A 26,075-nucleotide genomic window follows, 5' to 3' on the forward strand; every position below is an offset into this window, starting at 1 on the left:
AAGGCGGCCCCGCCGATGCTGGTGGGTCAGGCGGGCACGCGGCCGGCGAAGTCGTAGCCGGCCTCGTCGACGGTCTTGGCGATCAGCACGTCGAGCTCCTCGTCGGGCGCGGTGGCGGTGGTCACGGTGACCAGGCCGGTGCCGATCTCGACGTCGACCGCGGTGACCTCGTCCAGACCGCCCACCGCCTTGGCGACGATGCCCTGGCAGTGGGCACTGCCGACGCCGTCGACCTTGTAGGTGGTCTTGATCTCCGCGCTGGTGTGGCAGCTTCCGTCAGAGGTGCAGCAGCTGTTCGACATGGGATTCTCCGTGGCTGGTGACTTATACCCCTAGGGGGTATCCGTAGCGGCTTCATATATACCCCCCACCCGTATTCTTTGCAAGGCTGATCGCACCGGGACGTGCGAGCCGTGACCGCGCGGCGTCTGCTGCTGCTCGACGGCGACCCGATCCCCGGCAAGGCAGCCACCTCGTCGCCCTGCGTTCCGGTGAAGGTGCGCACGGCAGCCTTCACGGGGCACGCACACTGAGGCGCGTGCACACTCGCCATAGCAAATCGGCCAATCGCCTGGCGAGTTAACCCGACGTTTCCGGGTTGGTGGTCGATCAACACTCCCAAGCGGCTACGATCACGGCATGGTTACGGCTTGGTCGCCCCGGCGCAGAGTAAGGACCCGCTCCGATGCGGGTCCGCTGCTGCGCGTGCTGGCCATTGCCGTGCTCCTGTTCGGTGTCCTCGTGACACACGGCGTGCACGTCGAGAGTGTCCGGGGACATCTCTCCACCAGTGCAACGACCCCTGCCGCAGCGCCGTTTGATGGCATTCACCATGCTGCCTTCGAGGCTGCACCGCAGTTCTCCGCGGAAGCGGACGATCACCATGGTGGTCACGAGTCGTCGCATCCTGGTGAGCAGTGCGCATCCGGACAGCCTCAGCAGGGTCCTGTCCTCGTAACGCCCTGCTTTGCAGCGTCGGTTCGCGAATCAGCCAGTGCCGACGACGCCTCGGCCGTGCGTGTGCCTGCCGCTCGTGAGCCAATGGGCGGGGCACCACCGGCGGCGCTGAGAGCAGCATCCGTGGTGAAGCAGGTCTAGAAGTACAGAGTCCTCCAACTGGCATGCCGGTTGTCACCGGCATGCTGTCCTGCCCCCCACTCATCTCTGCGCCTCCCTCCGCCCTCGTCGGAGAGGTGGCAGCAGCGCGGAGGACCTGTGCCGACACTTTCCCGTACGCCCGCGCACGCGCCGTGGGCGCGATACGGCTCATCGCTGTGGCGTCGACTCGTCTCTGCCATCCGCGGCACCCTCGTGGTGGCGCTCATGCTGTGCGCCGTCATGCACGGTGTGCCGGACGAGACGCACGGGCCGGTGTCCCTTCCTGCCGCTTCTTCGGCGATGGCTGTCGGCGGGGAGTCTCACGGGCACCACGCCCCCCACGGGGACGAGGACTGCGCAACGAACCTGATCATCCGTACAGCGGCCCAGTCGGCGGAGGATCTTTCCCTCGCCGCGCTGACCGTGGTCGTACTCGTCGCCGTGACCATGGCGTTGGCGAGACCCCTCGTACGGCATGAATCGCGCAGACGTCGCAGCGCACGCAATGGCCGTGTGGCGCTTGTGCGTACGTCGCGGTGGCGGATCTAGACCACTCGCTCGCAGCCGACCGACTTCACCGGCTGCCGCGCACCCATGGCCTGACCGCGGACCCACGGTCCGCCCTGCCGCCCTGGGGCGCGAGATGAACCCGCACCCTGCCTTCATCGAGCGAGAGTGAACACACAGACATGGCTTCATTGATCAAGACCGCGGCCGCCTCCGGCCAGTCGGCCCTGTCCGGGCTGGTGGGCAACACCCCGCTGCTGCGGGTGTCGGAGCCGCTGACCCCGGCCGGGCGTGGCTTCTGGGCGAAGCTTGAGGGGTTCAATCCCGGCGGTATCAAGGACCGCCCGGGGCTGCACATGGTGGAGCGGGCCCGTGCCCGTGGCGACCTGCGGCCCGGCGGACGGATCATCGAGTCCACCAGCGGAACCCTGGGTCTTGGGCTGGCGCTGGCAGGGATGGTGTACGGCCACCCGGTCACCCTGGTCACCGACCCGGGACTGGAGTTGTCCATGACCCGGCTGCTGAGCGCGTACGGCGCCCAGGTCAACGTCGTCTCCGAGCCCCATCCCACGGGCGGCTGGCAGCAGGCCCGCCGCGAGCGCGTGCAGCGGCTGCTGGAGCAGCACCCGGACTCCTGGTGCCCGGACCAGTACAACAACCCCGACAACGTCGCCGCCTACACCCCGCTGGCTCTCGAACTCGCCTCCGAAATGGGCCACATCGACGTACTGGTGTGCAGCGTGGGCACCGGCGGTCACTCGGCCGGCATCTCACGGGTCCTGCGCCAGCTCTACCCGGAGCTGACCGTGGTCGGGGTGGACGCCCCCGGTTCGACGATCTTCGGCCAGCCCGCCCGGCCGCGGCTGATGCGCGGACTCGGCTCCAGCATCTACCCCCGCAACGTCGCCTACGAGAACTTCTCCGAGGTGCACTGGGTCTCCCCGGCCGAGGCGGTGTGGACCTGCCGCCAACTGGCCGCCTCCCACTACGCCACCGGCGGTTGGAGCGTCGGCGCGGTCGCGCTGGTGGCCGGCTGGCTGGCCCGGACGATGCCCGCGGACGCACGGATCGTCGCGATCTTCCCCGATGGCCCGCAGCGATACCTGGGAACCGTCTACGACGACGACTACTGCGCCGCCCACGGTCTGCTGGACTTGCCACCGGCGCCCGAACCGGAGCTGATCGGCCGCCTGGACGAGAAAGAGGTCACCCGCTGGACCCGGTGCACCACCGTGGTCGACCCCCTCACCCTGCGCGGCGCGGAGCAGGACCGGTGAAGGGGCTGCTCACGCAGGTGAGGTCGTACGAGCGCAGCGTCCAGCTGTTGATGGTGAACCAGTTCACCATCAACCTCGGCTTCTACATGCTGATGCCCTACCTGGCCGCCCATCTGTCCGGCACGCTCGGGCTGGCCGGCTGGATCGTCGGACTCGTCCTGGGCGTACGGAACTTCAGCCAGCAGGGGATGTTCCTGGTCGGCGGCACCCTCGCCGACCGGCTCGGCTACAAGCCGATGATCGTCGCCGGGTGTGTGCTGCGGACCCTCGGTTTCGCGACGCTCGGGCTGGTGGATTCGCTCCCCGCGCTGCTGGCGGCGTCTGCGGCCACCGGGCTGGCCGGGGCGCTGTTCAACCCGGCCGTACGGGCGTACCTCGCGGCCGACGCGGGGGAGCGCAGGGTCGAGGCGTTCGCGCTGTTCAACGTGTTCTACCAGGCCGGCATCCTGCTGGGTCCGCTGGTCGGCATGGTGCTGACCGGGGTGGACTTCCGCATCACCTGCCTGGTGGCGGCCGGGATCTTCGCGCTGCTGAGCGTCGTACAGATCCGCGCGCTGCCCGCCCGGCGGTCCGAGGACACCAAGCGGCAGGACAGCGACGGCGGTCAGGGTGTGTTCGCCCAGTGGCGCGGCATCCTCGCCAACCGGCCCTTCCTGCTCTTCTCCGTCGCCATGATCGGCTCGTACGTCCTGTCCTTCCAGGTCTATCTGGCGCTGCCGCTGGAGGTGCGCCGGCTCGGCGGCGACGGGGAGTTCGGCACGGCGGCGGTGGCGGTGCTGTTCGCCGTCTCCGGGCTGAGCACGATCCTCGGCCAGACGCGGGTGACGGCCTGGTGCAAGGCACGGTACGAGCCCGGGGAGGCGCTCGTACGCGGGCTGGCGGTCATGGGCCTGGCCTTCGTACCCCTGCTGGTGGCCACCGCCGTGCCCGTACCGGAGTCGGGGGTCGGGCTGTGGCTGCTCGCGGCGGTGCCGCCGACGCTCGCCGCCCTGCTGCTGGCCGTCGGCACGATGATCGCCTATCCCTTCGAGATGGACACCATCGTCCGTCTCTCCGGTGATCGCCTCGTCGCCACCCACTACGGGCTGTACAACACGATCTGCGGCATCGGCATCACGGTCGGAAACCTCGGCACGGGCGCCGCGCTCGACGCCGCCCGCGCGGCCGGGATGCCCGCACTGCCGTGGATCACGCTGTGCGTGCTGGGCCTGGCGTGCGCGGCCGCCCTGTACGGCCTGCACCGTACCGGCCGACTGACGGAGCCCCCCGCCGCCGAGCCGCTGCCCGCCACCGCCTGACCCAACGGCCCTCCGGCCCGGGGGCGGGGCACCGCATGGTGTCCCGCCCCTGCCGTGTCCCATGACTCACCGGCTGAACCTCACTGCGGCCGCCGCCGTTTCCGGGCCGGGCACCACCGGGGACGAGCGGCGCCCTCCCCAGTCAGGTAAGAGTGTCGCGGGCGTCGACTGCGGACCTTGAGCGGCGGCTTGTGAGCAGCGTGGCGATCAGGGCGGCGCCGATGGCGAGGAGGACGGCGGCGACGGTGATCGCGAGTGAGAAGCCTTCCGTCGCGGCGTGCAGCGGGCCGGTCGACTCGGCCAGGGTCTCGCTGCGGTGTGCGGCCAGAGCAACCAGTCCCGCCACGCCCACAGCGCCGCCCACCTGTTGGACGGAGCTGAGGACGGCCGAGCCCAGACCGGCGTCCTCCTCGGTGGTGCCCGTGAGCGCGGCGACCGTCAGGGCGGGCAGGCTCAGGCCGCACCCGAGACTCGTGACGAGCATGCCGGGCAGCACGCCGGACGCGTAGCTGTCGCCCGGCGCCACGCCGGACAGCAGAAGCAGCCCTCCTGAACTGATCAGGAACGACGTAATGAGAGTCCGCCGCATCCCGAGCCTGATCACCCCGCGGGAGGAGAGCCACATGCCCGCGAGCATCCCGGCGCAGTAGGGCAGGTAGGCGACGCCGGCCTTGAGCGGGCCGTAGCCGAGCACGGTCTGCACGTGGATCATCAGCAGGAAGGCCATCGCGTACATCGCGGCGGAGAAGAGCAGGGTCGCGCCATTGGCGACGGCTCGGATCCGGAAGGCCAAGAACGCCAACGGCACCAGTGGCTCCGCCGTGCGTGATTCAGCCACGAGGAACGAGATGGCCAGGACGACAGCGAGGAGCAGAGACCCGACGCAGGCCATGGCACCCCAACCCGACTCCCCGGCCTGGAGCAGCCCGTAGACCAGGGAGACGACGGCGCCGGTGCCCAGTACCGCACCAGGCACGTCCAGGCGTGTCCGGCGGGTGGCCCGGCTCTCGGCGACCAGACGCGGGAGCAGTGCAAGGGCCAGCACGACCACAGGCAGGTTGATCAGAAAGATCCAGCGCCAAGAGGTGAGGCCGGTCAGCGCACCGGAGATCACCAGGCCCATCGTGCCGCCGAGACCGGCGACGCCGCCCCAGATGCCCAGTGCCTCGGCGCGCTCCTGAGTAGCGGGGAACAGGAGTGTGATCAGCGACAACGAGGCCGGACTGGCCATGGCAGAGCCCGCACCCTGGACGAACCGTCCGGTCACCAGTTGCCAGGGCTCCTGGGCAAGCCCGCAGGCGAGGCTCGCCGCACCGAACAGCGCCACGCCGCTGAGGAAGACGCGTCGGCGGCCCAGCAGGTCGGCGGCGCGGCCGAACAGCAACAACAGCCCGCCGAAGGCAAGGAAGTACGCGTTGACGACCCAGGCCAAGCCTGCGGCGCTGAAGCCGAGGTCGTCCCGGACGCTGGGGAGAGCGACGCTCACCACGTTGTCGTCCAGGACGAGCATGAACTGCACGAGGCACAGTACGGCCAGCGCCGACCGGCGGCGGCCCGCGATGGCGGTAGGGGTGGATGCTGACGTCATGACCGGCGTCCGGTCAGCTCGGTCGGCACGTCCGTCCTGCGGTAGCACCCCTGGCGCGAATGGCGGATCAGCATGCGAACGACGCTATGCACCGGCCTAGCTGGCCACAATCCGCTATGAGGCCACGTGGTATCGCGTTGAGGACATACGGTGGAGGCATGACCGATGCCGTCGCAAGCGCCGTCCCACCCGGGGTGGGGGCGATCGTCGTGGGGAACTTCCCCTTGTCGTCGGGACAGTGGATACCCCCGCACAGCCACCCGCAGCACCAGTTGGCCTGGACGCCACGGGGCGTACTCGGCGTCGCCGTCGACGACACCTACTGGGTCCTGCCGCCGACCCGGGCGCTGTGGCTGCCCGCAGGGGTCATTCACCGCACCGGTGCGACCCGCGACGCGGTGCTGCGCAGTCTCTACCTCGAACCGGACCGGTGCTCTCTGGACTGGAAAGAGCCCACGCCGGTCGGCGTCGACGGCCTGCTGGCCCACCTGATCCACTACCTCAACCGACAGGACCTGCCCGACGACGTACGACTGCGAGCCGAGGCGGTCGTACTCGACCAGCTGCACCCTTTGCCGACCCTGCCCATCGAAGTGCCACATCCCGCCGACGAACGTGTATGCGCCGTGGCCGACGCGTTGCTCGCCGATCCCGCAGACCCGCGCAGCCTTGACGCCCACGCACGGGCAGTCGGTGTGAGCCGACGCACACTTACTCGGCTGTTCGTTCACGACACAGGCATGAGCTTCGATCGCTGGCGCACCCATATGCGGCTGCGGGCCGCCCTGCCCCTTCTCGCCGAAGGCCGATCCGTGGCCTGGGTCGCACACGCCGTGGGATACGCGACACCGAGCGCATTTCTCGCGGCGTTCCGCCGAACTGTCGGCACATCCCCGAGGCGCTACCTCAACGGGGACGCCGTACTGGCGGCGTCTGATACGAGCGCGCTGTTGCCAGCCGAGGAGGAGCTGGGACTGCGCGATGAGCCAGGCGCCCGGCCGTCCATGCCGCCAACCCGGCCCGCTCGATGAGGAGCACCCTTCTCTGTCCTCACCAACAAGAAAGTCCGTACGCAGGACAGTAAGGGCTTGGGCGCCGCCCGCGATGTCGGCTCGACCGCCCGCCCGAGATGACCTCGCCGCGGATGGCCGCTACCTGTCTCGTGGGCCGTAGTGGCCGAGGTACATGTCGACGCCACTGGTGATGAGACGGTCCGTCAGGTCCTCGTCGATGTGCGTGCCGTAGGAGCTGAAGACCATGTGGGGGAAGACCAGGAGCCCGTAGAACTGGACGATCGCCACCTGTAGGTCGGGGATCTCCAGTCGGCCTTGCTCGGTGAGGGCGCGCAGGGCGCCTGCCACGGCGGGGTGGTGGCTTTCCGTGCCACGGTGTCTCCAGGCCTCGCCCAGCTCGGGGAAGCGGTGGAGTTCGGCGGCGACGAGGTTGCGGAGAGCCGTGACCTCGTGGTTGGTGCGGACGGCGTGAACCCAGGTGCGGGCCGCTTCGACGAGGGCGGACCGCAGGTCCTCGGCTTCGGCCAGGCCCTCCAGTGCGGCCGACGACTCACCGGCCAGCGGCTCGTCGAGCGCGCTCGTGATGACGGCGGTGAACAGGGCTTCCTTGCTGCCGAAGTGGTTGTAGACGGTCACCTTCGACACGCCCGCCTCGGCGGCAATGGTGTCCATACCGACGCCGAAGCCCTCCCGGAGGAACAGCTCACGGGCGGCCCGCACGATGGCCTGCCGCTTGAGCTCCGCGCGGGGTCCGCTGGGGGGCTGCTTGACGCTGTCCACGCTCATGAGCTCGACCCTAGCACCCACCTGAACTGTACGGTTGAGTTCATATGAACTGAACAGTATGGTTCAGTTAGTCGCGCGGTCGAGCGAGACCGTGCACGAGAAAGGGGACCTCGTGCCTTCCGTGACTCATGCGGCAACCGCCGTACCGCAGACGGCCGACCCGCCGGGCCGGCGCTGGCTCACCCTCGCCGTCGTGAGCGTGAGCCTGCTGGTCGTCGGCCTCGACACCACCGTGCTGAACGTCGCCCTGCCCACGCTCGTCGGTGAACTCGGCGCCTCCACCAGCCAGTTGCAGTGGATCGTCGACAGCTATGCGCTGATGTCCGGCAGCCTGGTGCTGTTCTGCGGCAGCCTGGCGGACCGGCTCGGCCGTAAGTGGATCTTCATGGCCGGCCTGGCGCTGTTCACGGCAGCGTCCGTGGTCGCCGCATACGCCGGATCCGTCACCACATTGGTTCTCGCACGTGGCGTCATGGGCGTCGGTGAGGCCCTGATCATGCCCGCCACACTCGCCGTCATCGGGAACGTCTTCCCGCGCGGCGCCGAACGCACCAAGGCGATCGGCATCTGGTCGGCGGCCGTCGGCGTCGGGACGGTGATCGGGCCGATGGTCGGAGGCTGGCTGCTGAGCCACTATTGGTGGGGCTCGGTGTTCCTGATCAACCTCCCCATAGGCATCGCGGGCCTCATCGCCGCCGCTCTGCTCGTGCCCAACTCCCGTGCGCCCGAGGGCGGGCGGCTGGATCCCGCCGGGGCACTGCTGTCCGTGGTGGCCGTGGCAAGCGTGCTCTGGGCGGTCATCGAGGGGCCCGACCGCGGCTGGACAAGCCCTGAGGTGCTGGCCGCGTTCGCGGCGGGTGCCCTCCTGCTGGCCGCCTTCCTCGCCTGGCAGCGCAGGGCCGCGTGCCCCATGCTGCCGCCCAGGATCTTCAGGCACCGGGCGCTCGCCACGGGCGACCTGCTGGTGCTGCTGGGTGCGTTCGCGCTGATCGGCACGCTGTTCGTGGCCGTGCAGCACTTCCAGTTCGTGCTCGGATACAGCCCCGGGCAGACAGGGCTCCGGCTCAGCCCGGCCGCGCTCGCGCTGCTGGTCGCCGGACCACTGGCGGGCGTTCTCACGCCACGCATCGGGATGCGCGCGGTGTCAGCCGTGGGGCTCGCCCTGTTGTGCGCCTCCTCGGCGGTGCTCGCCACCACCGAGGCGACGGACGGCTACGGCCGGGCTCTCGTGGCGATGCTGCTGCTGGGCGCGGGCGCCGGATTCGTCATCACGGCGACCAGCGACGCCATCGTCGGCTCGCTGCCCGAAACGGACCTCGGCGTGGGCTCGGCCACCAACAGCGCCGCCATCCAACTCGGCGCGGCGACCGGTGTCGCCGTCATGGGCAGCCTGCTCTCCGACCGTTACCGCAGCGGTCTCGACGCCAAATCCGTGCCTGTTCCCGAAGGCCTCCTCGACTCCGCGAAAGAGTCCCTGGGCACCGCGCTCGCCCTCGCCGAGCAACTGCCGGGCGGGGCCGGAAACGCCTTCGCCGAGGCCGCCCGCCGCGCGTTCGTCGATGGCATGGGACCGGCGATGTTCGCCGGGGCCGGGGTCACCGCGGCGGGCGTGCTCCTCGCCCTCTTCCTCGCCCCGGCCCGCGGCGTGGACCCGACCGGAACAACACACCCGAAGGACCCGTCATGACCCACTCCACAGCCGGTGCCCCGCACACGGCCGAACACGACCACCACCCGCCCGCCGACCCGCACCGCTGGGCAGCCCTCACGCTGATCTGCGTCGCCCAGTTCATGCTGATCCTCGACGTCACCGTCGTGAACGTCGCCCTGCCCGACATGGCGTCCGACCTGGACCTCGGCCGGGAGACCCTGACGTGGGTGGTCACCGCCTACACCCTCTGCTTCGGCGGGCTGATGCTGCTCGGCGGCCGACTCGCCGACGCCCTCGGCGCCCGTCGCACCCTGCTCGCCGGACTCGTGCTCTTCACGGCCGCCTCACTGGTCACCGGTCTCGCCCAGAACGCCCCGACGCTGCTCGGCGGCCGGATCGGCCAGGGCGTCGGCGCCGCCCTGCTGTCCCCGGCCGCGCTCTCCATCGTCACCACCACTTTCCACGGCACCGAACGCAACAAGGCGCTCGGTGTCTGGGCGGCGATCGGCGGCACCGGCTCGGCGGCCGGCGTACTCCTCGGCGGAGCCCTGACCGACGGACCCGGCTGGCAATGGGTGTTCTACATCAACGTGCCCGTCGGGCTGCTCCTGCTGCTCGCCCTGCCCGCCTTCGTCCCTGCCCGCGCTCCGCAGCCCGCACGACTCGACATCCCCGGCGCGCTGCTCGTCACCGCGGGCACCGCAGCCCTGATCTATGGCTTGGTCAAGGCGGGGGACGCCGGATGGGCGGACGCTTCGACCCTGCTGCCGCTGGCCGGTGCGGTACTCGCCTATGCGGCCTTCGCGCTGGTCGAGCGGGCCAGCCGGGCTCCGCTGATGGATCTTCGGATGTTCACCCGCCGACCGGTGCTCGCCGGTGCCTTCCTGATGCTGATCGCCACCGCCCTGCTGATCGCGTTCTTCTTCCTCGGGTCGGTGTATCTCCAGCACGTTCGCGGCTTCAGCCCGCTGCGGACCGGGCTGGCGTTCCTGCCCGTCGCCGTGGCCACCGGCATCGGCGCCCACCTCGGGTCCCGGCTCGTGGGCCGGATCGGCAGCCGCCCGACCGCTGTCGCGGGCATGCTCGTCGCCACCGCAGGAACCATTCCCCTGACCCAGTTGTCGGAGACCGGCAGCGTGTACGCCGGGCTCCTGCCCGGCTTCGTGATCGCCTCGTTCGGCATCGGCGCGGTGTTCGTCACCGCCACGACGACCGCGCTGGCCATGGTGGAGCCCCGGGAGGCGGGGCTCGCCTCGGGAGTCGTCAACACCTTCCACGAGGTGGGTGGCTCGATCGGCGTCGCCGTCGTCTCGACCGTCGCGGCTTCCGGCTTCGAGCGAGGCGCGGTGGGTGGCTTCGCCGACGCGTTCACGGTGTGTGCGGTGGCGGCCGCCGTCAGCGCCGTCGTGACCCTGGGCCTCGTACCGCGTGGCAAACCGCAGTCGACCGGCGGCCCGCACGTGCACTGACCCGGGCAACAAGGCCCGAGAGTTCCTCCGGTGCCGGGGAGCCGCAACGGTCGCACTCTGCCGCAGCCCCCGGCCACCGGCGCCCCGACTCAATGGGCGTGGCCATCCTCCGCATGGCCGGCTTCTTCACCGCCCGGCCACGGGTGTGGAACTTCGCCCATGACGACCAATTGGTCAGGACCCGAGAATGAAGCGACTGTGACCGCGTGAAGCGGCGGCAGGCCGGGGGCCGCTGATTGGCCCCCGGCCTGCCTGCCACCTGCAGGGATAGAATCTGGCCACTACGAACGCCTCGGAAGGGGCAACGATGGCACAAGGGCCGATCGACCTGATCCGCCTGGTCGGCGGAGGCAATAGCGTCGTCCTTCGGGTCACGGGAAGGGAGACCGGGGGGGGGTGCGCACGACCGACGTGCTGACGAGCCAGTTCGTGGTCGACACGCCGTTCATCAGCGGAACCCTCAATGACTGGTTGTTTCCTGCTGACTTGACCGAATGGCAGGAATGTCTCGACGCACTCGATGCCGGACAGGCCATCACCTGGCGTGAGGCCGCACGAGGCCCCTCCCTGTCGATCGAACGCGATGAGGCCGACGAGCGACTCCGCGTCACCATCAGGGACAATGTGATGACTCTGACAACGGTGACCGTGACGGTACCGCTGGCAGACTCCTGGTTCGACGACGCCTACGACCGCCTCGAACAAGTCTGGAAGACCTTGCCCCCGACCGAAGGCGACTGAAGCCCGGACCGACCAGCACCTTGCACACGTCGTTCGTGATGCGGCGGACATCGTGAGCGGAGTTCTCTCTCCGAGCACGAGCACGGGAAGAGCGGCAGAACATCCGCCCACCCACCCAGCATCGCCGTAGTGGTGGCCCTTCGGCCGGATCAGTGCGCGGTGGCCGCGCCAAGGCCGTCGCCGTCTCCCTGATGACCTTCGCCTGCTCCTCCAGCCGCAGCGCCTCTTCGAAGTGCCTGGCGTCCTGCCCGCGCCCTTCATGGGCAGGAATGTCACGAAGATGCCGCCCGTCCGCAGGACTTCGCCCAGGCGTCGCGCCTCCGGCTCCGTGAGCGGCAAAAGATTCGATACGCCTGTAACCCGTGATGTTTGTGATGCGACATCCGCTCGGTCAGTCGGGAGGCCAGAAGCTGGCCTCCCGACTGACCGAGCAAACGGTGGAGCCCCATGGGCCAAGTGGACCAAAGTGTCCCTGTGCGCCGGAGATGCGCGGTCGTGCGCCGCAGGGTTCGTCGCCCGAGTCACCACCCGCAACCGGTTGCCGCTGGACTACTCGGTGGCCAGCCTGCGGGTCGTGGACTTCCTGATCGACGGGCTGCGCAGGGTGGGGCCGAACGCGAGCGGATGCGGGACACGCTGTTCGGGCTCGGCGCCTACGTCGGCGAGGTGCTCGTGCGTTGCGCGAGGGCGTGTGGGTGGATTTCGACGCCGACCAGCGCGCCTACTTCGGCCAGCCGTCGGGTGCGGATGCATTCACCACAAGGGCGGGCCCGCCGTGCGGAACATCGCACGGCGGGCCCCGCCGCGGATATCCCTGAACAAAGTGAGGTGTGACATGGCGGAGCACGCCGGCGGACGGCGCCGCATTCCCGGACTGCTGCTGCGTATGGTTCCGGAGTCCCGGGCCGGCATCGAGACCATCTCCGGCCTCCCGGCGGAGCAGGCCGTCAGCGCGGATCTGGACTGGTTCGACCTCTACGACTTCCTGCGCGACGTCGTCTTCCGGGGCGTCGTCCGCCCGGCGCTCCAGGCGCCGGTCAAGGACACAGAGCTGCTCGCCCGGTGCGCGGAGATCACCGAGACCTTGCTGCTGGACCCCGTCCCGTCCGTGAGCTCTGCCGCGTACTTCCAGCTCGTGGAGCCGCTCTTCGGCAGCGAGGAACTCCTGGGCGCGGCCGTTCCGCTGATGCGGCCGGAAACCCTCCGGCTCACCCTGAGCGAACTGGACCCCGACCTGCTGTCAGCTCCGACGCGTGATGCGTTGGCGGAATTCCTGCAGTGATCGGGATGATCGAGTTCGCGGACATCGTCCGAGTCTGGCTCCAGACGGAGACGGATCTCTTCGACTTCCTCCCCAAGGTGCATATTCCGGACACCGTGACGGTCACGTGGTGCAGCGTCGTCACGGGGCGGGAAACACCGTCCCAATGCCGAACACCCCTTAGCGGAAGGGGCGGAGCGTCATTCCTGACTCCGCCCCTTCCGGCCGTTTCCAGTAAATGACATTCATCGAGGTCCAGATGTGGATCGATCGACTGGTGGAAGTCACTCATTAGGAGCCGCGTCAGGCGGAGATGTCCTGGGGGTGAGACCGAGGAACGTGTCGGTCTGTCGCTGCCCGAGGACTGCAAGCGCCTTGCCGCGGTCTTCGACAAGGGGCTCTTCTCCGGCTTCCTGCAGATCCTTTTTCTCGATCGAAAGTGTGCGGGAGAGGGCTCGGTCGCCGATGTGCAAACGTCCGGTGGAATGGCCTCGACGTTCGGCATGATCCGCTGAGCTAATCTCGGCGCAGGCCGCCCCGTTCACGCGACGTGGAGGTTGATTGTGCGGAATGTTAGGTTTGCCCAAATCGCAGCCATGGCCTTGTGGGCTGCCATGCCATTCGGGACTACAGCGTGTATTGCCCCCGATGCCAGATATGAACCGGTGCCTATCCCGGAACCGATGAAGTCCGGCGAGCTGACGGGAGACTGGAAGGGCTGGCGGGGGAGCGCGCTGGATCTTGACTCCGGCGGACGGGTGACTGTGACAAACCTCGACGGGCAGTCCTGGGACTTCGACGACGGCTGGCGGATGACGGGAAAGGGGACCTGGCAACTAGAGCGGAACGTCCTCGTCGTCTCGGTCAAAGCGAACGACGTGACGGAAAGGCCCAGATCCGTCGACGAACCCGGCGTGCCCCTGCCGAACCTGAATCCGGAGGAATTCCCCAAGGAATACCGCTGGCAGTTCAAGGCGCGGCATGGCGAGAAGGGCCGCCTGGAGATCTACTTCTTCACCGGCGACCCGGACACCCGGGATGCGTACGTCATGTGGCAGGCGGGCTGATCGCGGCCTCGAACCACGCCGTCTTGCCATTCTCGGGCACCAGACTCCCGCCCCACTTGTCCGTCACCGCGCCCGCCAGGTGCAGTCCCGCCCGGACCGCGCCGGCGGGAACTGCTGGAACAGCACGGGGTGTTGAGGGCTGCCGTCCGTGACCTCCAGCCGCACCACCTCCGGCTGACGCAGGATCAACAGCGGGATGAAGGCATGCAGCCACTACCGGTTCAACGTCAGGCGCTGGGCCGCCCAGTCCGGCACCTACGACATGGGCTGCCGCGAGCGCGACCCCGGCCTGAACCGCTTCACCACCCGGGACATGTACGACGGCGCCCTCGCCGACATGAACCTCGGTGTCGAGCCGTACACCGGTAACCGGTACGCCGTCACCGGCGGCAACCCCACCTCTGGCATCGAATTCGACGGCCATGGCTGGCTCAACAACACGGCAGTCTGGACCAGTCCGGCTGCCCCAGCTCGTACCGGGATCGTAGCGGGCAGCCACGTTCAGCCCGGATCGAGGGCCGTCAGCCCAGTCCATGGCGAGAGCGGCCGGGCGGCGCATGGGCGACTCCAGGGGAAGTTAGGTCAGCCTTACCCGGGCTACTCTGGCGACCTCTCCTCTTAAAGTCAACACGCGTGAAGTTCAAGGTGTGCTGCTAGCCTCGGGCTCCGATGAGCAGCGACGATCCCCCGGTCCGGCGCCGGCCGACCCACCGCAAGGGGCGCGCCACCCTCACCCGCGAGTCGGTCGGGCGGGCCGCGCTGGACTTCCTGGGCCGCCGCGGCCCGGCCGAACTGACCATGCGCTCACTGGCAGCAGATCTCGGCGTCTCGCCCCGGGCGCTGTACAACTACGTCGAGGACCGCCGAGATCTGATCGCGCTATCCCGTCGACGAGGATGTCCAGCGCGAACTCGAACAGCGCGTCGGGCGGGGCGGGTTCGAGCTCGCCGAGCCGGTTCAGGTGGGGCAGTTCCGCTGCCGTCGCCGGGCGCAGCCACGGCGGCGGCAGCTGTTCGAGGTCGGCGGGGTCCAGGTGGGCGGGCGGCCGGTCGTACAGGCTGTCCTGCAGTTCCACGAACCCCACCACCAGCCGGATGGACTCCATGCACGCGAGGTAGGCGTCCCCCAACGGCAGCCCGACACCGGTGAAGAAGCCGATCAGATCGTCCACATTGCGCAGCATGACCGGATGGCGGGCCATGGTGACGTTCTCGCGCAGGGCGAGGGTGGTCATGCCGGGGTGGCGCCGGTAGTGGGCCCGCAGGTCGCGGCAGAACGCGCGCAGGCTCTCGCGCCACCGGTCCGGATCGGCGTCGAGACCGCCAGGCCCACGGCGAGCAGGACCCCCGCGACCCGGGCACCGACGGACGGGGCGATCGGCCGGACATCCGCAGCAAGTTCAGGGCTAGGCGGTGTGGACTCGGTCGTGGCCCGGTCCGTCCCATCCGCCTTGCCGACGAGACGGCCCGTGATCGGCGTCAACGCCAGGCCCGCCACCGTGACCAGCAAGAGCCGTGTCACCAAGGCCGTACCGGTCTTGCCCGTGAGGGTGGGACCCAGCAAGGACAAGTCGAACAGCGCGGTGACGCCCCGACCGCTCTCATACGGGCCGCGCAGAAGCAGCAATACGAGCGTGGAGACCATCAGTGTCAGCCAGCCGGCCAGCAGCAGCCTGCGCACCAGCCGCAGGGCGAGCGCGGCGGGCCAGCACAGCAGGCCGAATCCGGCGACCCCGATGAGCAGGGCGAGGCCACCATAGGCGGCGTAGCGGGCGACGCCGTAGAAGCGGGAGACGGTGGGGTCGACCGAGGGACCGGAGGGCAGTACCGCGGAGGTGGCGGACGGTTTGCCGATGGAGAAGGTGAACGCGCCGGAGATCGGGTGGCTGTCGGCGGAGACGACGCGCCAGGACACGGTGTAGGTGCCCTTGGCCAGCTTGTCGGGCAACGTCACACGGACCGTGTTCGTCTTGCCGTCCGCGTGCTCGACCGGGCCCTTGTTGACCCGCTCGTTCTTGGGGGACAGCACGCGCAGGGAGCCGTCGGAGGGGCTGACCGCTTCGGTGAAGGTGAGCGTGACCTGCTGCGGAGCCGTCTTCAGGACGGCGGTGTCGGCCGGGTCGGATCCGGTCAGGGCGGCGTGGGCGGAGGCGGGCCCGGCGCCGCCGAGGAGGAACGCGAGCACGGCGCCGAGCAGCGCCAGGGCGGTCAGCGGTTTCCTGGCCCGGCGTGGTGCCGTGTGCATGGAGCAGTCTCCAGGGCGGTGGTTCGTGGGCGTCGGCGGTGGTGCGGGGCGATGGCCGAGCTGCTACGGCGTGGTCGGGGTGGGGCCGATGCCCTGCAGCTGCTGGATGTTTCCGCCGATCTTGGTCCGGAACTTCTCCAGCATCTCCGGCTTTTTCGCGCTGACGATCCAGCGCGTGCCGACCAGGTACTTGCCTCCGTAGATGGCGGCGGAGTCCAGCCAGGTCTGCTTGTACTTCTCCTCGGGGAAGGTGGTGATGAGGTAGTCGACCTCCTTGGTGTGGCACAGGCCCTGGCGCAGTTGGTCCGCCTCGATGCGGATTTTGGGCTTGCAGCCGGTCAGACTGGCGATCACTTCGACCTTGGCCGGCGCGACGACGCCGGCCGCCGGGGCTGCGGAGATCTTCGACGGACCGGCTTCCTCGGCCGCCTTGTCCTCGCCGCCGCTGCAGGCCGTGGCCAGGGGAAGGATCGCCAGGCTTGCGACGACGGCTGCGCGCCTCGGGGATGCGGCGGACACGCTGCGGCCGATGGGTCCTCGCGGGTGCTGCTGGGGCACGTTGCCTCTCCATCTCCGGTGCTGTTCGTACTTGGCTTGGGGTACGGATGAACGCCAGGGGCGGTTCACCACGTATGACGTCAAAGGCCGTGGGGCAGCCGGAACACCGCCCCACGGGTAGTGCTCAGGCTGAAGCGGGGATGTTCTCCGGCTGGACGGTGTGTGCGTTGTGCTGGTCCGCCCAGTTCTGCAGGGCGCTCATGCAGGCGTGGTCGAGGTGGCGCAGCCCCGCGAGGTTGAGCTCGACGGAACGGTCGTGGGGCAGTTTCTCGAGGGCGTCCAGGATGTGCGGCAGCCGCAGGAAGGTCGCGTTGCCCACGATCCGGACGCGCACCGGCCCGGTGCCCGTGTCGTCGGTCTCGATGTGGACGTGGGACACCTCCCACGCGGACTTCGCCACCGCCAGCACGAGCCCGATCAGCACGCCCTCGAACATGTTGGTGACCAGAATCGCCCCCGCCGTGATCACCAACACCACGGCCTCGCCCCGGTGTTCACGCCACAGCGGACCCAGCTCCTTGACCGGCAGCAGCTTGAAGCCCGCGTGGATGAGCACGCCGGCGAGCGCGGCGGTCGGGATCATGCCGAGGGCGCCGGGCAGCAGCGCGGCGAAGAGCAGCAGCCATACGCCGTGCAGGACGCGGGAGAGCTTGGTGCGGGCTCCTGCCTGGACGTTGGCGGCGCTGCGGACGATCACCGCGGTCATCGGCAGCGCGCCGAGCAGCCCGCACAGGGTGTTGCCCGTTCCCTGGGCCATCAGCTCCTTGTCGTAGTCGGTCTTCGGGCCGTCGTGCAGACGGTCGACGGCCGCCGCGCTGAACAGAGACTCGGCCGAAGCGATGAGGGTGAAGGCGATGACGGTGGTCAGCAGGCCGACCTGCGCCAGTTGTCCGAAGTCGCCGAGGGCGGGCGGCTGGATGGCCTCCGCCAGACCGCTGACCTCGACCCGCTTGACGGGCAGGTCGAAGGCGGCGGTAGCGGCCATCGCCGCGCCGACGGCCACCAGCGGGCCGGGCAGCAGTTGGGCCTTGCCCGGCAGCTTCTTCCACAGCGTCATGATCACCACGGTTCCGGCGCCGATGCCGACGGCGATCAGCGCCGGGTCCGAGAGGAGGACGTCGACGGCGAGGCCCGGCAGCCCGGCGATGTTCGCGGTGCCGCTGCCGGGTGCCTTGTGGTCTGCCAGCGCGTACAACTGTCCGGCGATCAGGACCAGGCCGATGCCGGCGAGCATGCCGTGGACCACGGACAGCGAGATGGCCCGGAAGAATCGGCCCAACCGCAGTGCCCCTAGGGCGAGTTGGAGCAGACCGGTGGCCAGGACGATCACGCCAAGTGCGGGCAGGCCGTACTCCTGCACGGCGGTGAACACCAGCACGGTCAGTCCGGCGGCCGGGCCGCTGACCTGGAGGCTGCTGCCGGGCAGCAGCCCGGTGACGAGGCCGCCCACGATGCCGGTGATCAGGCCGAGTTCGGCCGGGACACCGGAGGCGACGGCGACGCCCACGCACAACGGCAGGGCGACGAGGAAGACAACGAGGGAGGAGGTGAGATCGGTGCGCAGGGCGCGCTTGAGTGTGGCGAGGTGCGAAGTCATGGCGTTCTTTCGAGTGGGGGAAGGAACGTCGCGTGGCATGCGACCGGAACAGGCGGGTGTGGGGCCGCTGTCCGGCCGGTTCACAGGGGTTTGAAGGCGCGGGCGCCGGGAGCGCAGGCCAGGACATCGCCGGTCTCGACGGTGTAGTACCAGGCGTGCAGGCGCAGTCGGCCGGAAGACAGCCGCCGGGCGATGAAGGGGTCGCTGCGCAGGTGGTCGAGCTGGGTGAGTACGTGCTGCTGGGTCACCGCGGTCGGGTCCTCGCCCAGCCCTTGTGTCTGCCACGGCTCATCGGCCTGGGCTCGGCGCTCGGCCCAGGACAGCCAGCGGCGTACGAGCGGCATGGTGTGCACGGTCTGCTCGCGGATGAGTCCCTGGACGGCGCCGCAGTGCGAGTGACCGCAGACGACGATGTCGGGGATCTGCAGGGCCTGCACGGCGAACTCCAGGGAGCCCGCGACACCGCAGGCGGCCTGCGCCCGGTAGCGGGGGACGATGTTGCCCGCGGTGCGCAGCTCGAAGAGGTCGCCTGGCGCGGCGCCGGTGAACAGGGACGGGATGACGCGGGAATCGGAGCAGGAGATGAACAGGGCCTGGGGCTTCTGCCCCTGGGCCAGGTGTGCGAACTCGTCCTGCCGGTCGACGATCTTGGCGGGGAACGTACGGGCGTGCTCGATGAGTGACTGCATGGTCGGCCTCGTGCTCTTCGTGCGTCGACAAGCGTCGACGAGGACTCGGGGATACGAAGAGGGCGTGCTGCGCAGCCGGGCAGGAATCACTGGCCCGATGGCTCACCGACGGTCCGGTGCGCGGACATCAGGTAGATCGGTCCGGACCGGTGTGCGTGAACTGGCTGCGAAGCACGCGGCCGATCAGCAGCGGAAGGTCTGCAGTGTGCTCTGAGTGGGTGTCAGGGCGCCGCTCGGGTTCCAGGCATCTCTCGCCGTGCGAGGCTGCGCGGTTCCCGACGGGACAGCGTCGATGGTCACCTCGTCGACCGGTGTGCCGTCCGAGGACGCGTGCGACTCAACGTCGGGCGCCAGCGCGCGGGGCGGCCGGGCCGGGGCATCGACCTCGGTCTCGTGGTGCTCCAGGCCGGTGTCCGCGTGGATGAGGACGGTAGCGGGGCCGGACGCCGTCCTGGTTTCCGGTTCGATTGCGGGTGCCATCGCGGACACCGCGCTCGGAGTGTCGGTGGCGTGGTGCGGCGTCGCGAAGTGCAGCAGTACAGCGGCAGCCAGCAGCACGATCGCCGCCGCCACTCGCCGTATCACCACTGCACTCCTGCCGTTTCGTTCCTGCCGACGCCAAAACGTTACCGGGCGGCGCCGCTCACGCGGGCCGAACTCCCCGGTAGCAAAGGTGAGATGGCCAACATCACGGCCGCCGTTGCAGTGGCAATGAGCCGGTTGGGCGGGGCTTGCCGGATGTAGGGAACTGGTGAGATCGAAGGGCGCTGATTCCGGGGGCCGGTGGGGCCGATCGGGCGCTGGATTCACTCGGTGTGGTGATGAGCGTCAAACGAAGATGCCGCCCTCCGTCTGCACCCGCGCCCCAGTGAAGATCAACGCGGCCCGGCCTTTCATCGGACTTCGCCTTCGGGTGCGGAGGCGGCATCAGCTCCTACTCGCCGGAACGTTATGTACTTGATTGATTACTGTTTGTGTTCATGGCGGCTGGTTCGGTGCTCCGAAGCCGCCGCTCCGTGTCGCGGACCGGAGCGGCGCTGCTGGTGCTGCTGACCGCCCTGGTACACCTGCTGGCCTGCGCACACGGACCCACGTCCGAGGCGGCCGGACGGGCAGACACCTTTCCGGCGACGGCCTCCGTCAGCTGCGCCCAACACTCCGAGCCGCCGCGAGAGACGGCGGGCCGGCAGAGGGCTCCCCTGGACAGCCACCCACCTCACTGCTGGGGATTGGACGAGCCGCCGGTCCAGGCGCCGCGCGACGTTGCCCTGACCGTGGAAGCGGTCCAGGACGCGCTGCCCCTCGAGGCCGTCGGCGCCCGGCTCATGCCGGTACTGCGGGCTGCGCAGCCCTCGTTCGTAGAGCCCGGACTGTCTTCCACCGGGCAGTCACGGTCCTCGCTCGGCGTGTGGCGGACCTGATCGCTCTGTGAGCCGCGCGGTACACCCGCCCGCGCCGACGCGGCAGCAGCGCCCACCCGCCTCATTCCCCCCAGTACGACCGGCAGGCACACCGCCGGTGAAGCGTTGTCGAGGGTGCTGAGCACCCTCGACCGGCATGGCTCGGGCAAACTCGGCTGGGTGGATCCGTACGGTGACACGTTGTTCAACGAACAGGAAGCTCAAGTCGCCTGCCAGGAAGCCGTCGCCCTGGCACAGGGGTGTACGGACGACCAGCAGAAGGCGGCTCTGCTCGACCTTGCCGAGCTCCTTGAAGTGTGTGCGTCGACGCCAGGCAGCTACTTGTGGTTCATGGGTGACTAGCCATACCTGATCATTGCTCTTGTGGTTGGCCGGGGTGAGTTGACGGATGTGGCGTGGGAGCGGATAGGCCCGCTGCTGCCTCGTGTTGATGGTCGTGGGCGGCCCTGGCGGGACCACCGCCAGGTGGTGAACGGTGTGCTCTGGCGGTTGCGGACCGGGGCACCCTGGCGTGACCTGCCCGAGCGTTATGGCCCCTGGCAGACCGTCTACGAACGCTTCGCCCGCTGGGAGATGGACGGAACTTGGGCGAAGCTGCTGGAGCACGTGCAGGTCAAGGATGACGCGGTGGGTGCGGTGGAGTGGACCGTGTCGGTGGACTCCACCATCAACCGTGCTCACCAGCACGCCGCGGGCGCCGCAAAAGGGGCACCGGCTCAGGACGAACTGGAAGATCCGCCACATCCGACGCCTGGCCAGGGCGCTCGGCAGGTCCCGAGGCGGATTGACCACCAAAGTCCACCTCGCGGCCGACGGCCGCGGCCTGCCCTTGGCCATCGTCGTTACCCCGGGCCATGTCAATGACTCAACGGTGTTCGACACGGTGCTGGACGCGATGCGAGTGCCCCGCCTGTCCGCAGGCCGCCCCCGTCGCAGGCCCGAGACGGTCATCGCCGATAAGGCGTGTGCGTCACGGGCCATCCGGACCGGATTACGACGTCGCGGCATCCGAGCGGTCATCCCTGAACGATCCGACCAGATCGCCAACCGGCAACGCCGAGGACCGGTCGGCGGGCGGCCGCCGGCCTTCGATGCAGAGCGGTACAAGGCCCGAAATGTGGTCGAACGATGCTTCAGCAGGTTGAAGCAGTTCCGGGCCGTGGCTACCCGCTTCGACAAGTTGGCCGCCCGCTACCTTGCCGGCCTCCGACTCGCATCGCTCGTCCTCTGGCTCCGTGAACCATGATTGTTTTGTCAGACACGACCTAGCGGCAAGGGCCCGCAAGCCACCGTGTACGGGACCTTCATACCCGCCACCCTCGCCTCGGCCGTCTACGGCGGCTTCCTCGCCCTGGTCTGGACCCACTCGTACTGTGCGCTCCCAGGAGGCAGGAAGCGTACGAGCCGGCCGTCTTCGGCAGGGGAGAAGAGGATGCGACGGGGGCATTCACGGATGTCCCGCCGGCCACTATGGTATGGGAGCGCTCCCATTCGCCTTATGGCGATCCGGTCCCGGACCGGCCGGGCGCCTTGGTGGGTGCGCGGCACTTCTACAGTCGGGCGGTTCGGCGGGCGAGTCGCCGCTCGGCCGACCTGACGTCTGCGCGCTGATGCCGGTCGGCTGCCCGCCGTGCCGCATCACCGCAGAGGAGATCGCCCACATGATCATCGGACACGTCGGCCGGAGCCGGAAGCGGCTCCGCTTCCACCGCTTATTCGCCCTGCTGGGAGCCCTGTTACTGGCCCTCGCCGTGGTCTCGCTGCCGTCCCCGGCGGCAGCGCACGGCGTCGCCATGGGGCCCGGCTCGCGCACGTATCTCTGCTACCTGGACCTGCTCCAGAACGGATCGACCCAGATGCCCTCCAACCCGGCCTGTCGCGCCGCCGTCCAGCAGGCCGGCACCACGCCGCTGTACAACTGGTTCGCCGTGCTGGACTCCAACGCCGGTGGCAGGAGTGCGGGCTACGTCCCTGACGGGAAGCTCTGCAGCGCCGGCGACAGGAGCCCGTACAACTTCTCCCCCTACAACGCGGCCCGCACGGACTGGCCGAAGACGCACCTCACCTCGGGCTCGAACATCCAGATCAACTACAGCAACTGGGCACACCACCCGGGCAGGTTCGAGGTGTACATCACCAACAACGGCTGGTCGCCCACCACTCCTCTGACATGGGGTGCCCTGACGCGTCTGCAGACCGTCACCAACCCGCCGCAGACGAGTGGCCCGGGTAGCGTGGGCGGCCACTACTACTGGGACCTGCGGCTGCCTGCGCGGTCCGGTCCGCACATGCTCTTCGTCCAGTGGATCCGTTCGGACAGCCAGGAGAACTTCTTCTCCTGCTCCGACGTCGTCTTCGACGGCGGTCAGGGTGAGGTCACGGGTCTGGGCGGCGGCGGGACGACGGCCGACGCGATCGCCGCGAAGGCGGCGGGGTCCAAGGGCATCCAGGCAGCGGCGGCTCACACCGGGCACGGGGCGCATGCCGCCGCAGCTGCGGACGTGGGCGCGGTGAACGCCGCCGGCGAGGCAACGAGCGGCTCGCCGCTCACCGCGCTGGCCGGCTCGCTGGCGGGAGCCGCGGTCCTGGTGGCCTGCGCGGGTGCGGCGTTCCACCGCGGACGGCGCCGCCGGCAGGCCGACGCCCGACCGTGATCCCCATCCCCTTTGAGCCTGTCCGGTGGATCGTGTCGCAGCACCGGGTGCAGTACCCGCCGGTGCGGTCCCGCAAGGGGCCGTCGCTTACCGCGGCATGATCCGCCGGACAGGCCCTGACACCAGGCGCGGCCTCAAGGCGGCGAACGTCGCCTTGAGGCCGCGCCACAGCGACGGTCGGCGGGTGCGCTCGCGCACCCGCCGTATGAAGCCCGCACTCACTCGACCGTGGAGCCGACTCCTTCCCGCCCGTGGGGCGGCTCTCCCTCGCCCGTGGAGCCGACATGCTGAAACGACGCTGGGCAATTCCCCTGCTGATCGCCTCACTGCTGTCCCTCTCGACCCTTCCGGCAGCCTCCGCCTCCCCGCCGGAGCCCCCGAGACCCGCCGGCGCCGGCGCGGAGTCGTCCGTACCGCTGCCGGAGATCGCCGCGCACACCACCCAGGTCGCCTCCGGCCTGAGGCGCCCCATCGCCATCGCCGCGCCCGACGACGGCTCGCGCCGGCTGTTCATCGCCGAGAAGCGCGGCACCGTGCGGGTGTACCACCCGGACACCGGCCTCGCGCAGACCCCGCTCATCGACATCACGTCCGCGGTGGACGAGTCGGGCAACGAGCGCGGGCTGCTCGGCATCGCGACGGCGCCCGACTTCCCGGACAGCCGGGAGGTGTACCTGGCGTACACCGCGCTGCCGGATGGAGCGGTGACCCTGGCCCGGTACGACCTCGACGACGCGCGCCTGGAGGTGCTGCTGTCCCAGGAGCACGCCACGTACAGCAACCACAACGGCGGCCAGCTCGCCTTCGGCCCCGACGGCCACCTGTACTGGAGCATCGGCGACGGCGGCGGTTCCGGAGACCCCTTCGACTCCGGGCAGCGGCTGGACACCCTGCTGGGCAAGATCCTGCGCATCGACGTGAGCCGGAGCTGCGGGGACCTCGCGTACTGCGTGCCCGGGGACAATCCGTTCGCCGGAGTCGCGGGAGCCCGCCCGGAGATCTGGACCTACGGGCTGCGCAACCCCTGGCGGTTCTCCTTCGACCCCGCGGACGGCTCGCTGTGGATCGGCGACGTCGGTCAGGGCAGGTGGGAGGAGATCGACCGGCTGCGACCCGCGGAGCAGCCCGGGGCAAACCTCGGCTGGTCCTGCCGCGAAGGGCTGGTGGTGTTCGACGAGGCCCAGTGCGGGGGCGGCGCCGAGCTCACCGATCCGGTCTTCACCTACTCACCGCGCACCGGCAGCTGCGCGGTCATCGGCGGGCAGGTGTACCGCGGCAAGCAGTTCGCGGACCTGGTCGGGGGCACGTACATCGCCACCGACTACTGCTCGTCCACCGTCTGGGCGCTGCGCGACGACGGCGCGGGCGGCTACCTCCAGGCGGAGATCGGGCAGACGCCGACCCAGGTCACGGCGTTCGGCGCCACGCCGGAGGGGGAGCTCTACGTCGTCAACGACCTGCCCGGTGGACTGCACCGGGTGTCGTTCGAGAGGGTCGCGCCGACCTGCCGGATCACCCAGACCGCGAACGCCTGGGGCGGCGGCCTGACCGCGAACCTCACCCTCACCAACACCGGCACCACACCCGTCTCCGGCTGGAAGCTCGTCTTCCCCCTCGCCCTGGGCCAGACGATCATCTCGGACTGGAACACCGACCTCGTCCAGAACGGCGACATGGTCACCGCGGCCAACGCCGCGTACAACGGCACGATCGCGCCGGGCGACAGCGTCGAGATCGGCTACCTGGCCAACCACACGGGCGACACCTCGGCCCCTGAGAGATACACCCTCAACGGACACGCCTGCACCATCGGCGACTGACCCAGGCTCCGTTCGCCGGCCCTGGCTGCCCGAACGGAGCCCGGCCACGAGCGGGTTTGCTCGCGGTCAATGTGCGGGCGCCGCTGTTCATCGTCCAACGGGCCCGGAAGTCGCCTATGGCATGGCCAAGAGGGCGTCGACGTCATGGGCCGCGCTCTGGCCTGGGAGTTGGGTAGGCGGGGCATCACCGACACCGACATGGCCCCGCCCGACCTGGCCGAACTCGCCTGGACCTGAGTCCCGATGGGCCGCCCGGCCCAGCCTCGGGAGGTGGCCGCGACAGTCAGCTCGCTGATGTCACCGGCAGCCTGGTACGTCACATACGCAGAATGGATGCATTCACCGGCTATTGCCGATCGGAAAGCGACTGCCATGAACCACCTTCCCGCAGACCCGACGGTGCTCCACCCGTTTCCCGACCAGCCGCGCGTAGTCCTGCTGAAGCCGCTGGTGGCCTCGCCGCTGATCGAGGTCGGGGAGTACTCCTACTACGACGACCCGGAGGATCCGACCGCGTTCGAGACCCGCAATGTGCTCTACCACTACGGGCCGGAGAAACTGGTCATCGGGAAGTTCTGTGCGCTGGGCACCGGGGCGCGGTTCATCATGAACGGCGCCAATCACCGCATGGACGGCTCCTCCACCTTCCCCTTCCCCATCATGGGCGGCTCCTGGGCCGAGCACTTCGACCTGCTCTCCGGCTTGCCGGGCAGGGGCGACACCGTCGTCGGCAACGACGTCTGGTTCGGCTACAACACCATGGTCATGCCCGGAGTGCGCATCGGGCATGGCGCGATCATCGCTTCCGGCGCCGTAGTCGTGGACGATGTCCCCGACTACGGCATCGTCGGCGGCAACCCAGCCAAACTCATCCGCACCCGCTACAACGACGACGAGATCGCCCGCCTGCTCGCCCTCGCCTGGTGGGACTGGCCCGCAGAGCACCTCACCGAACACATCCGGACCATCATGTCCGGCACCATCGACGACCTAGAAGAGATCGCACCACCGGGCTGAGCCGGCCTCCACGCACTACGACACGCTTGAGGACCCAAGACAGGGCTGCGTCAGGCGGGCGCCGACAGTGAGCGTGGCAAGTTCGTCGACCGGGCGACGGCGAACGTGGCCGAGTGGGCCGCACAGGCCACCGCGTCAGCCGCTGCTGCACAAGCCTCGTCCGACGCGGCGGCCGTATCCGCCAAGGCGAAGAAGTCCGAGGCCAACACCGTCGAGTACGACCGGCAGGCCACCGAGGACGCGGTCGCCGTCGTCCGTTTTTCGGGCGCGCAACGATGTGTTCGCTCATCGACGGGTACCCGAAGGGCGTTCCGTCACT

25 protein-coding genes and 1 pseudogene are annotated in these 26,075 nt (G+C 69.4%); 16 read left to right on the plus strand and 10 right to left on the minus strand.

The genetic code is table 11. The annotated features are described in order from the left end of the window. Nucleotides 1-26 precede the first annotated feature (26 nt). A complete protein-coding gene (locus KCH48_RS04415) occupies nucleotides 27-302 on the minus strand; it encodes a heavy-metal-associated domain-containing protein (RefSeq protein WP_210570563.1) in 276 nt (91 codons plus the stop codon). 913 nt (nucleotides 303-1,215) lie between these two features. On the opposite strand from KCH48_RS04415, the gene KCH48_RS04420 reads away from it, so the two are divergent. The 3 genes from KCH48_RS04420 (at nucleotide 1,216) to KCH48_RS04430 (ending at nucleotide 4,180) form a co-directional block, all read left to right on the plus strand. Further along, nucleotides 1,216-1,647: a hypothetical protein gene (locus KCH48_RS04420; protein ID WP_307840798.1), complete on the plus strand. Its 432-nt coding sequence runs from the start codon at nucleotides 1,216-1,218 to the stop codon at nucleotides 1,645-1,647. A gap of 140 nt (nucleotides 1,648-1,787) precedes the next feature. Beyond that, nucleotides 1,788-2,882, plus strand: a complete 1,095-nt coding sequence (locus KCH48_RS04425; protein WP_210570571.1) for a PLP-dependent cysteine synthase family protein — start codon at nucleotides 1,788-1,790, stop codon at nucleotides 2,880-2,882. Beyond that, nucleotides 2,879-4,180, plus strand: a complete 1,302-nt coding sequence (locus KCH48_RS04430; protein WP_210570573.1) for an MFS transporter — start codon at nucleotides 2,879-2,881, stop codon at nucleotides 4,178-4,180. Before KCH48_RS04425 ends, KCH48_RS04430 begins: the two co-directional genes overlap by 4 nt. A gap of 142 nt (nucleotides 4,181-4,322) precedes the next feature. On the opposite strand, the gene KCH48_RS04435 is transcribed toward KCH48_RS04430, so the two are convergent. Continuing rightward, nucleotides 4,323-5,768, minus strand: coding sequence for an MFS transporter (locus tag KCH48_RS04435; protein ID WP_210570574.1), 1,446 nt, complete (start codon nucleotides 5,766-5,768; stop codon nucleotides 4,323-4,325). Between the two features lie 158 nt (nucleotides 5,769-5,926). Between KCH48_RS04435 and KCH48_RS04440 the strand changes: the two genes are divergently transcribed. After that, complete coding sequence (locus KCH48_RS04440; RefSeq protein ID WP_210570577.1) at nucleotides 5,927-6,799, plus strand: helix-turn-helix domain-containing protein; 873 nt, start codon at nucleotides 5,927-5,929, stop codon at nucleotides 6,797-6,799. 120 nt (nucleotides 6,800-6,919) lie between these two features. On the opposite strand, the gene KCH48_RS04445 is transcribed toward KCH48_RS04440, so the two are convergent. Continuing rightward, nucleotides 6,920-7,567 (minus strand): TetR/AcrR family transcriptional regulator, encoded by a 648-nt coding sequence (locus tag KCH48_RS04445; RefSeq protein ID WP_210570578.1) that lies wholly within the window; start codon nucleotides 7,565-7,567, stop codon nucleotides 6,920-6,922. A 112-nt stretch (nucleotides 7,568-7,679) separates the two neighbouring features. Here KCH48_RS04445 and KCH48_RS04450 point away from each other — a divergent pair, with 112 nt between their 5' ends. The 5 genes from KCH48_RS04450 (at nucleotide 7,680) to KCH48_RS04470 (ending at nucleotide 13,756) form a co-directional block, all read left to right on the plus strand. Beyond that, the gene (locus KCH48_RS04450; protein ID WP_210570579.1) at nucleotides 7,680-9,254 is read left to right on the plus strand and encodes a DHA2 family efflux MFS transporter permease subunit; all 1,575 of its coding nucleotides are present in this window, start codon (nucleotides 7,680-7,682) and stop codon (nucleotides 9,252-9,254) included. After that, complete coding sequence (locus tag KCH48_RS04455) at nucleotides 9,251-10,687, plus strand: MFS transporter (protein ID WP_210570580.1); 1,437 nt, start codon at nucleotides 9,251-9,253, stop codon at nucleotides 10,685-10,687. The genes KCH48_RS04450 and KCH48_RS04455 overlap by 4 nt, the downstream gene beginning before the upstream one ends. A gap of 396 nt (nucleotides 10,688-11,083) precedes the next feature. Then, nucleotides 11,084-11,428: a DUF5959 family protein gene (locus KCH48_RS04460; protein ID WP_307840799.1), complete on the plus strand. Its 345-nt coding sequence runs from the start codon at nucleotides 11,084-11,086 to the stop codon at nucleotides 11,426-11,428. Between the two features lie 835 nt (nucleotides 11,429-12,263). Beyond that, on the plus strand, nucleotides 12,264-12,710 hold the full coding sequence (locus KCH48_RS04465) for a hypothetical protein (RefSeq protein ID WP_210570581.1): 447 nt from the start codon (nucleotides 12,264-12,266) through the stop codon (nucleotides 12,708-12,710). Nucleotides 12,711-13,372: 662 nt separating this feature from the next. Beyond that, on the plus strand, nucleotides 13,373-13,756 hold the full coding sequence (locus KCH48_RS04470; RefSeq protein WP_210570582.1) for a hypothetical protein: 384 nt from the start codon (nucleotides 13,373-13,375) through the stop codon (nucleotides 13,754-13,756). 63 nt (nucleotides 13,757-13,819) lie between these two features. Here the strand turns inward: KCH48_RS04470 and KCH48_RS42815 are convergent, their stop codons facing one another. After that, on the minus strand, nucleotides 13,820-13,945 hold the full coding sequence (locus tag KCH48_RS42815; protein ID WP_282615093.1) for a hypothetical protein: 126 nt from the start codon (nucleotides 13,943-13,945) through the stop codon (nucleotides 13,820-13,822). A gap of 7 nt (nucleotides 13,946-13,952) precedes the next feature. On the opposite strand from KCH48_RS42815, the gene KCH48_RS04475 reads away from it, so the two are divergent. After that, the gene (locus KCH48_RS04475) at nucleotides 13,953-14,378 is read left to right on the plus strand and encodes a hypothetical protein (protein ID WP_210570583.1); all 426 of its coding nucleotides are present in this window, start codon (nucleotides 13,953-13,955) and stop codon (nucleotides 14,376-14,378) included. A 315-nt stretch (nucleotides 14,379-14,693) separates the two neighbouring features. On the opposite strand, the pseudogene KCH48_RS41975 reads toward KCH48_RS04475, so the two are convergent. From KCH48_RS41975 to KCH48_RS04505, 6 genes and pseudogenes are all read right to left on the minus strand, one after another. After that, nucleotides 14,694-15,041: pseudogene (locus tag KCH48_RS41975) on the minus strand (hypothetical protein); the annotation flags it as partial. After that, complete coding sequence (locus KCH48_RS04485) at nucleotides 14,987-16,000, minus strand: copper resistance CopC family protein (protein ID WP_210570591.1); 1,014 nt, start codon at nucleotides 15,998-16,000, stop codon at nucleotides 14,987-14,989. The pseudogene KCH48_RS41975 and the gene KCH48_RS04485, both read right to left, overlap by 55 nt. Before the next feature lie 63 nt (nucleotides 16,001-16,063). After that, complete coding sequence (locus tag KCH48_RS04490) at nucleotides 16,064-16,558, minus strand: hypothetical protein (protein WP_374104641.1); 495 nt, start codon at nucleotides 16,556-16,558, stop codon at nucleotides 16,064-16,066. Between the two features lie 124 nt (nucleotides 16,559-16,682). Next, a complete protein-coding gene (locus tag KCH48_RS04495; RefSeq protein WP_210570593.1) occupies nucleotides 16,683-18,155 on the minus strand; it encodes a SulP family inorganic anion transporter in 1,473 nt (490 codons plus the stop codon). 80 nt (nucleotides 18,156-18,235) lie between these two features. Continuing rightward, nucleotides 18,236-18,844: a carbonic anhydrase gene (locus tag KCH48_RS04500; RefSeq protein ID WP_210570595.1), complete on the minus strand. Its 609-nt coding sequence runs from the start codon at nucleotides 18,842-18,844 to the stop codon at nucleotides 18,236-18,238. A gap of 183 nt (nucleotides 18,845-19,027) precedes the next feature. Then, nucleotides 19,028-19,432, minus strand: a complete 405-nt coding sequence (locus KCH48_RS04505; RefSeq protein ID WP_210570597.1) for a hypothetical protein — start codon at nucleotides 19,430-19,432, stop codon at nucleotides 19,028-19,030. Between the two features lie 392 nt (nucleotides 19,433-19,824). On the opposite strand from KCH48_RS04505, the gene KCH48_RS04510 reads away from it, so the two are divergent. The 6 genes from KCH48_RS04510 (at nucleotide 19,825) to KCH48_RS04535 (ending at nucleotide 25,756) form a co-directional block, all read left to right on the plus strand. Continuing rightward, nucleotides 19,825-20,265 (plus strand): hypothetical protein, encoded by a 441-nt coding sequence (locus KCH48_RS04510; RefSeq protein WP_210570598.1) that lies wholly within the window; start codon nucleotides 19,825-19,827, stop codon nucleotides 20,263-20,265. A 114-nt stretch (nucleotides 20,266-20,379) separates the two neighbouring features. Further along, nucleotides 20,380-20,607 carry a hypothetical protein gene (locus KCH48_RS04515; RefSeq protein WP_210570955.1) on the plus strand — a complete coding sequence of 76 codons (228 nt, stop codon included), beginning with the start codon at nucleotides 20,380-20,382 and terminating at the stop codon, nucleotides 20,605-20,607. Between the two features lie 21 nt (nucleotides 20,608-20,628). Next, a protein-coding gene (locus KCH48_RS04520; RefSeq protein ID WP_210570600.1) for an IS5 family transposase occupies nucleotides 20,629-21,511 on the plus strand; the annotation gives its coding sequence in 2 pieces (ribosomal slippage) (nucleotides 20,629-21,024 and nucleotides 21,026-21,511; 882 coding nt in all). A 415-nt stretch (nucleotides 21,512-21,926) separates the two neighbouring features. Further along, complete coding sequence (locus KCH48_RS04525) at nucleotides 21,927-22,919, plus strand: lytic polysaccharide monooxygenase (RefSeq protein ID WP_210570602.1); 993 nt, start codon at nucleotides 21,927-21,929, stop codon at nucleotides 22,917-22,919. A gap of 284 nt (nucleotides 22,920-23,203) precedes the next feature. Then, a complete protein-coding gene (locus tag KCH48_RS04530; protein ID WP_210570609.1) occupies nucleotides 23,204-24,739 on the plus strand; it encodes a PQQ-dependent sugar dehydrogenase in 1,536 nt (511 codons plus the stop codon). Nucleotides 24,740-25,111: 372 nt separating this feature from the next. Beyond that, nucleotides 25,112-25,756 carry a CatB-related O-acetyltransferase gene (locus KCH48_RS04535; RefSeq protein ID WP_210570611.1) on the plus strand — a complete coding sequence of 215 codons (645 nt, stop codon included), beginning with the start codon at nucleotides 25,112-25,114 and terminating at the stop codon, nucleotides 25,754-25,756. The last annotated feature ends 319 nt before the right edge of the window (nucleotides 25,757-26,075 follow it).

It is taken from the genome of Streptomyces sp. GESEQ-4, from assembly GCF_017948455.1.
In the GTDB taxonomy this organism is placed as follows: Bacteria; Actinomycetota; Actinomycetes; order Streptomycetales; family Streptomycetaceae; genus Streptomyces.

Bases quoted from the DNA above. Each gene is read 5' to 3' on its own strand.
- KCH48_RS04415 (WP_210570563.1), bottom strand. From the start codon at position 302: ATGTCGAACAGCTGCTGCACCTCTGACGGAAGCTGCCACACCAGCGCG.
- KCH48_RS04425 (WP_210570571.1), top strand. From the start codon at position 1,788: ATGGCTTCATTGATCAAGACCGCGGCCGCCTCCGGCCAGTCGGCCCTG.
- KCH48_RS04435 (WP_210570574.1), bottom strand. From the start codon at position 5,768: ATGACGTCAGCATCCACCCCTACCGCCATCGCGGGCCGCCGCCGGTCG.
- KCH48_RS04440 (WP_210570577.1), top strand. From the start codon at position 5,927: ATGACCGATGCCGTCGCAAGCGCCGTCCCACCCGGGGTGGGGGCGATC.
- KCH48_RS04445 (WP_210570578.1), bottom strand. From the start codon at position 7,567: ATGAGCGTGGACAGCGTCAAGCAGCCCCCCAGCGGACCCCGCGCGGAG.
- KCH48_RS04455 (WP_210570580.1), top strand. From the start codon at position 9,251: ATGACCCACTCCACAGCCGGTGCCCCGCACACGGCCGAACACGACCAC.
- KCH48_RS04465 (WP_210570581.1), top strand. From the start codon at position 12,264: ATGGCGGAGCACGCCGGCGGACGGCGCCGCATTCCCGGACTGCTGCTG.
- KCH48_RS04470 (WP_210570582.1), top strand. From the start codon at position 13,373: ATGAAGTCCGGCGAGCTGACGGGAGACTGGAAGGGCTGGCGGGGGAGC.
- KCH48_RS04475 (WP_210570583.1), top strand. From the start codon at position 13,953: ATGAAGGCATGCAGCCACTACCGGTTCAACGTCAGGCGCTGGGCCGCC.
- KCH48_RS04485 (WP_210570591.1), bottom strand. From the start codon at position 16,000: ATGCACACGGCACCACGCCGGGCCAGGAAACCGCTGACCGCCCTGGCG.
- KCH48_RS04495 (WP_210570593.1), bottom strand. From the start codon at position 18,155: ATGACTTCGCACCTCGCCACACTCAAGCGCGCCCTGCGCACCGATCTC.
- KCH48_RS04500 (WP_210570595.1), bottom strand. From the start codon at position 18,844: ATGCAGTCACTCATCGAGCACGCCCGTACGTTCCCCGCCAAGATCGTC.
- KCH48_RS04510 (WP_210570598.1), top strand. From the start codon at position 19,825: ATGGCGGCTGGTTCGGTGCTCCGAAGCCGCCGCTCCGTGTCGCGGACC.
- KCH48_RS04525 (WP_210570602.1), top strand. From the start codon at position 21,927: ATGATCATCGGACACGTCGGCCGGAGCCGGAAGCGGCTCCGCTTCCAC.
- KCH48_RS04530 (WP_210570609.1), top strand. From the start codon at position 23,204: ATGCTGAAACGACGCTGGGCAATTCCCCTGCTGATCGCCTCACTGCTG.
- KCH48_RS04535 (WP_210570611.1), top strand. From the start codon at position 25,112: ATGAACCACCTTCCCGCAGACCCGACGGTGCTCCACCCGTTTCCCGAC.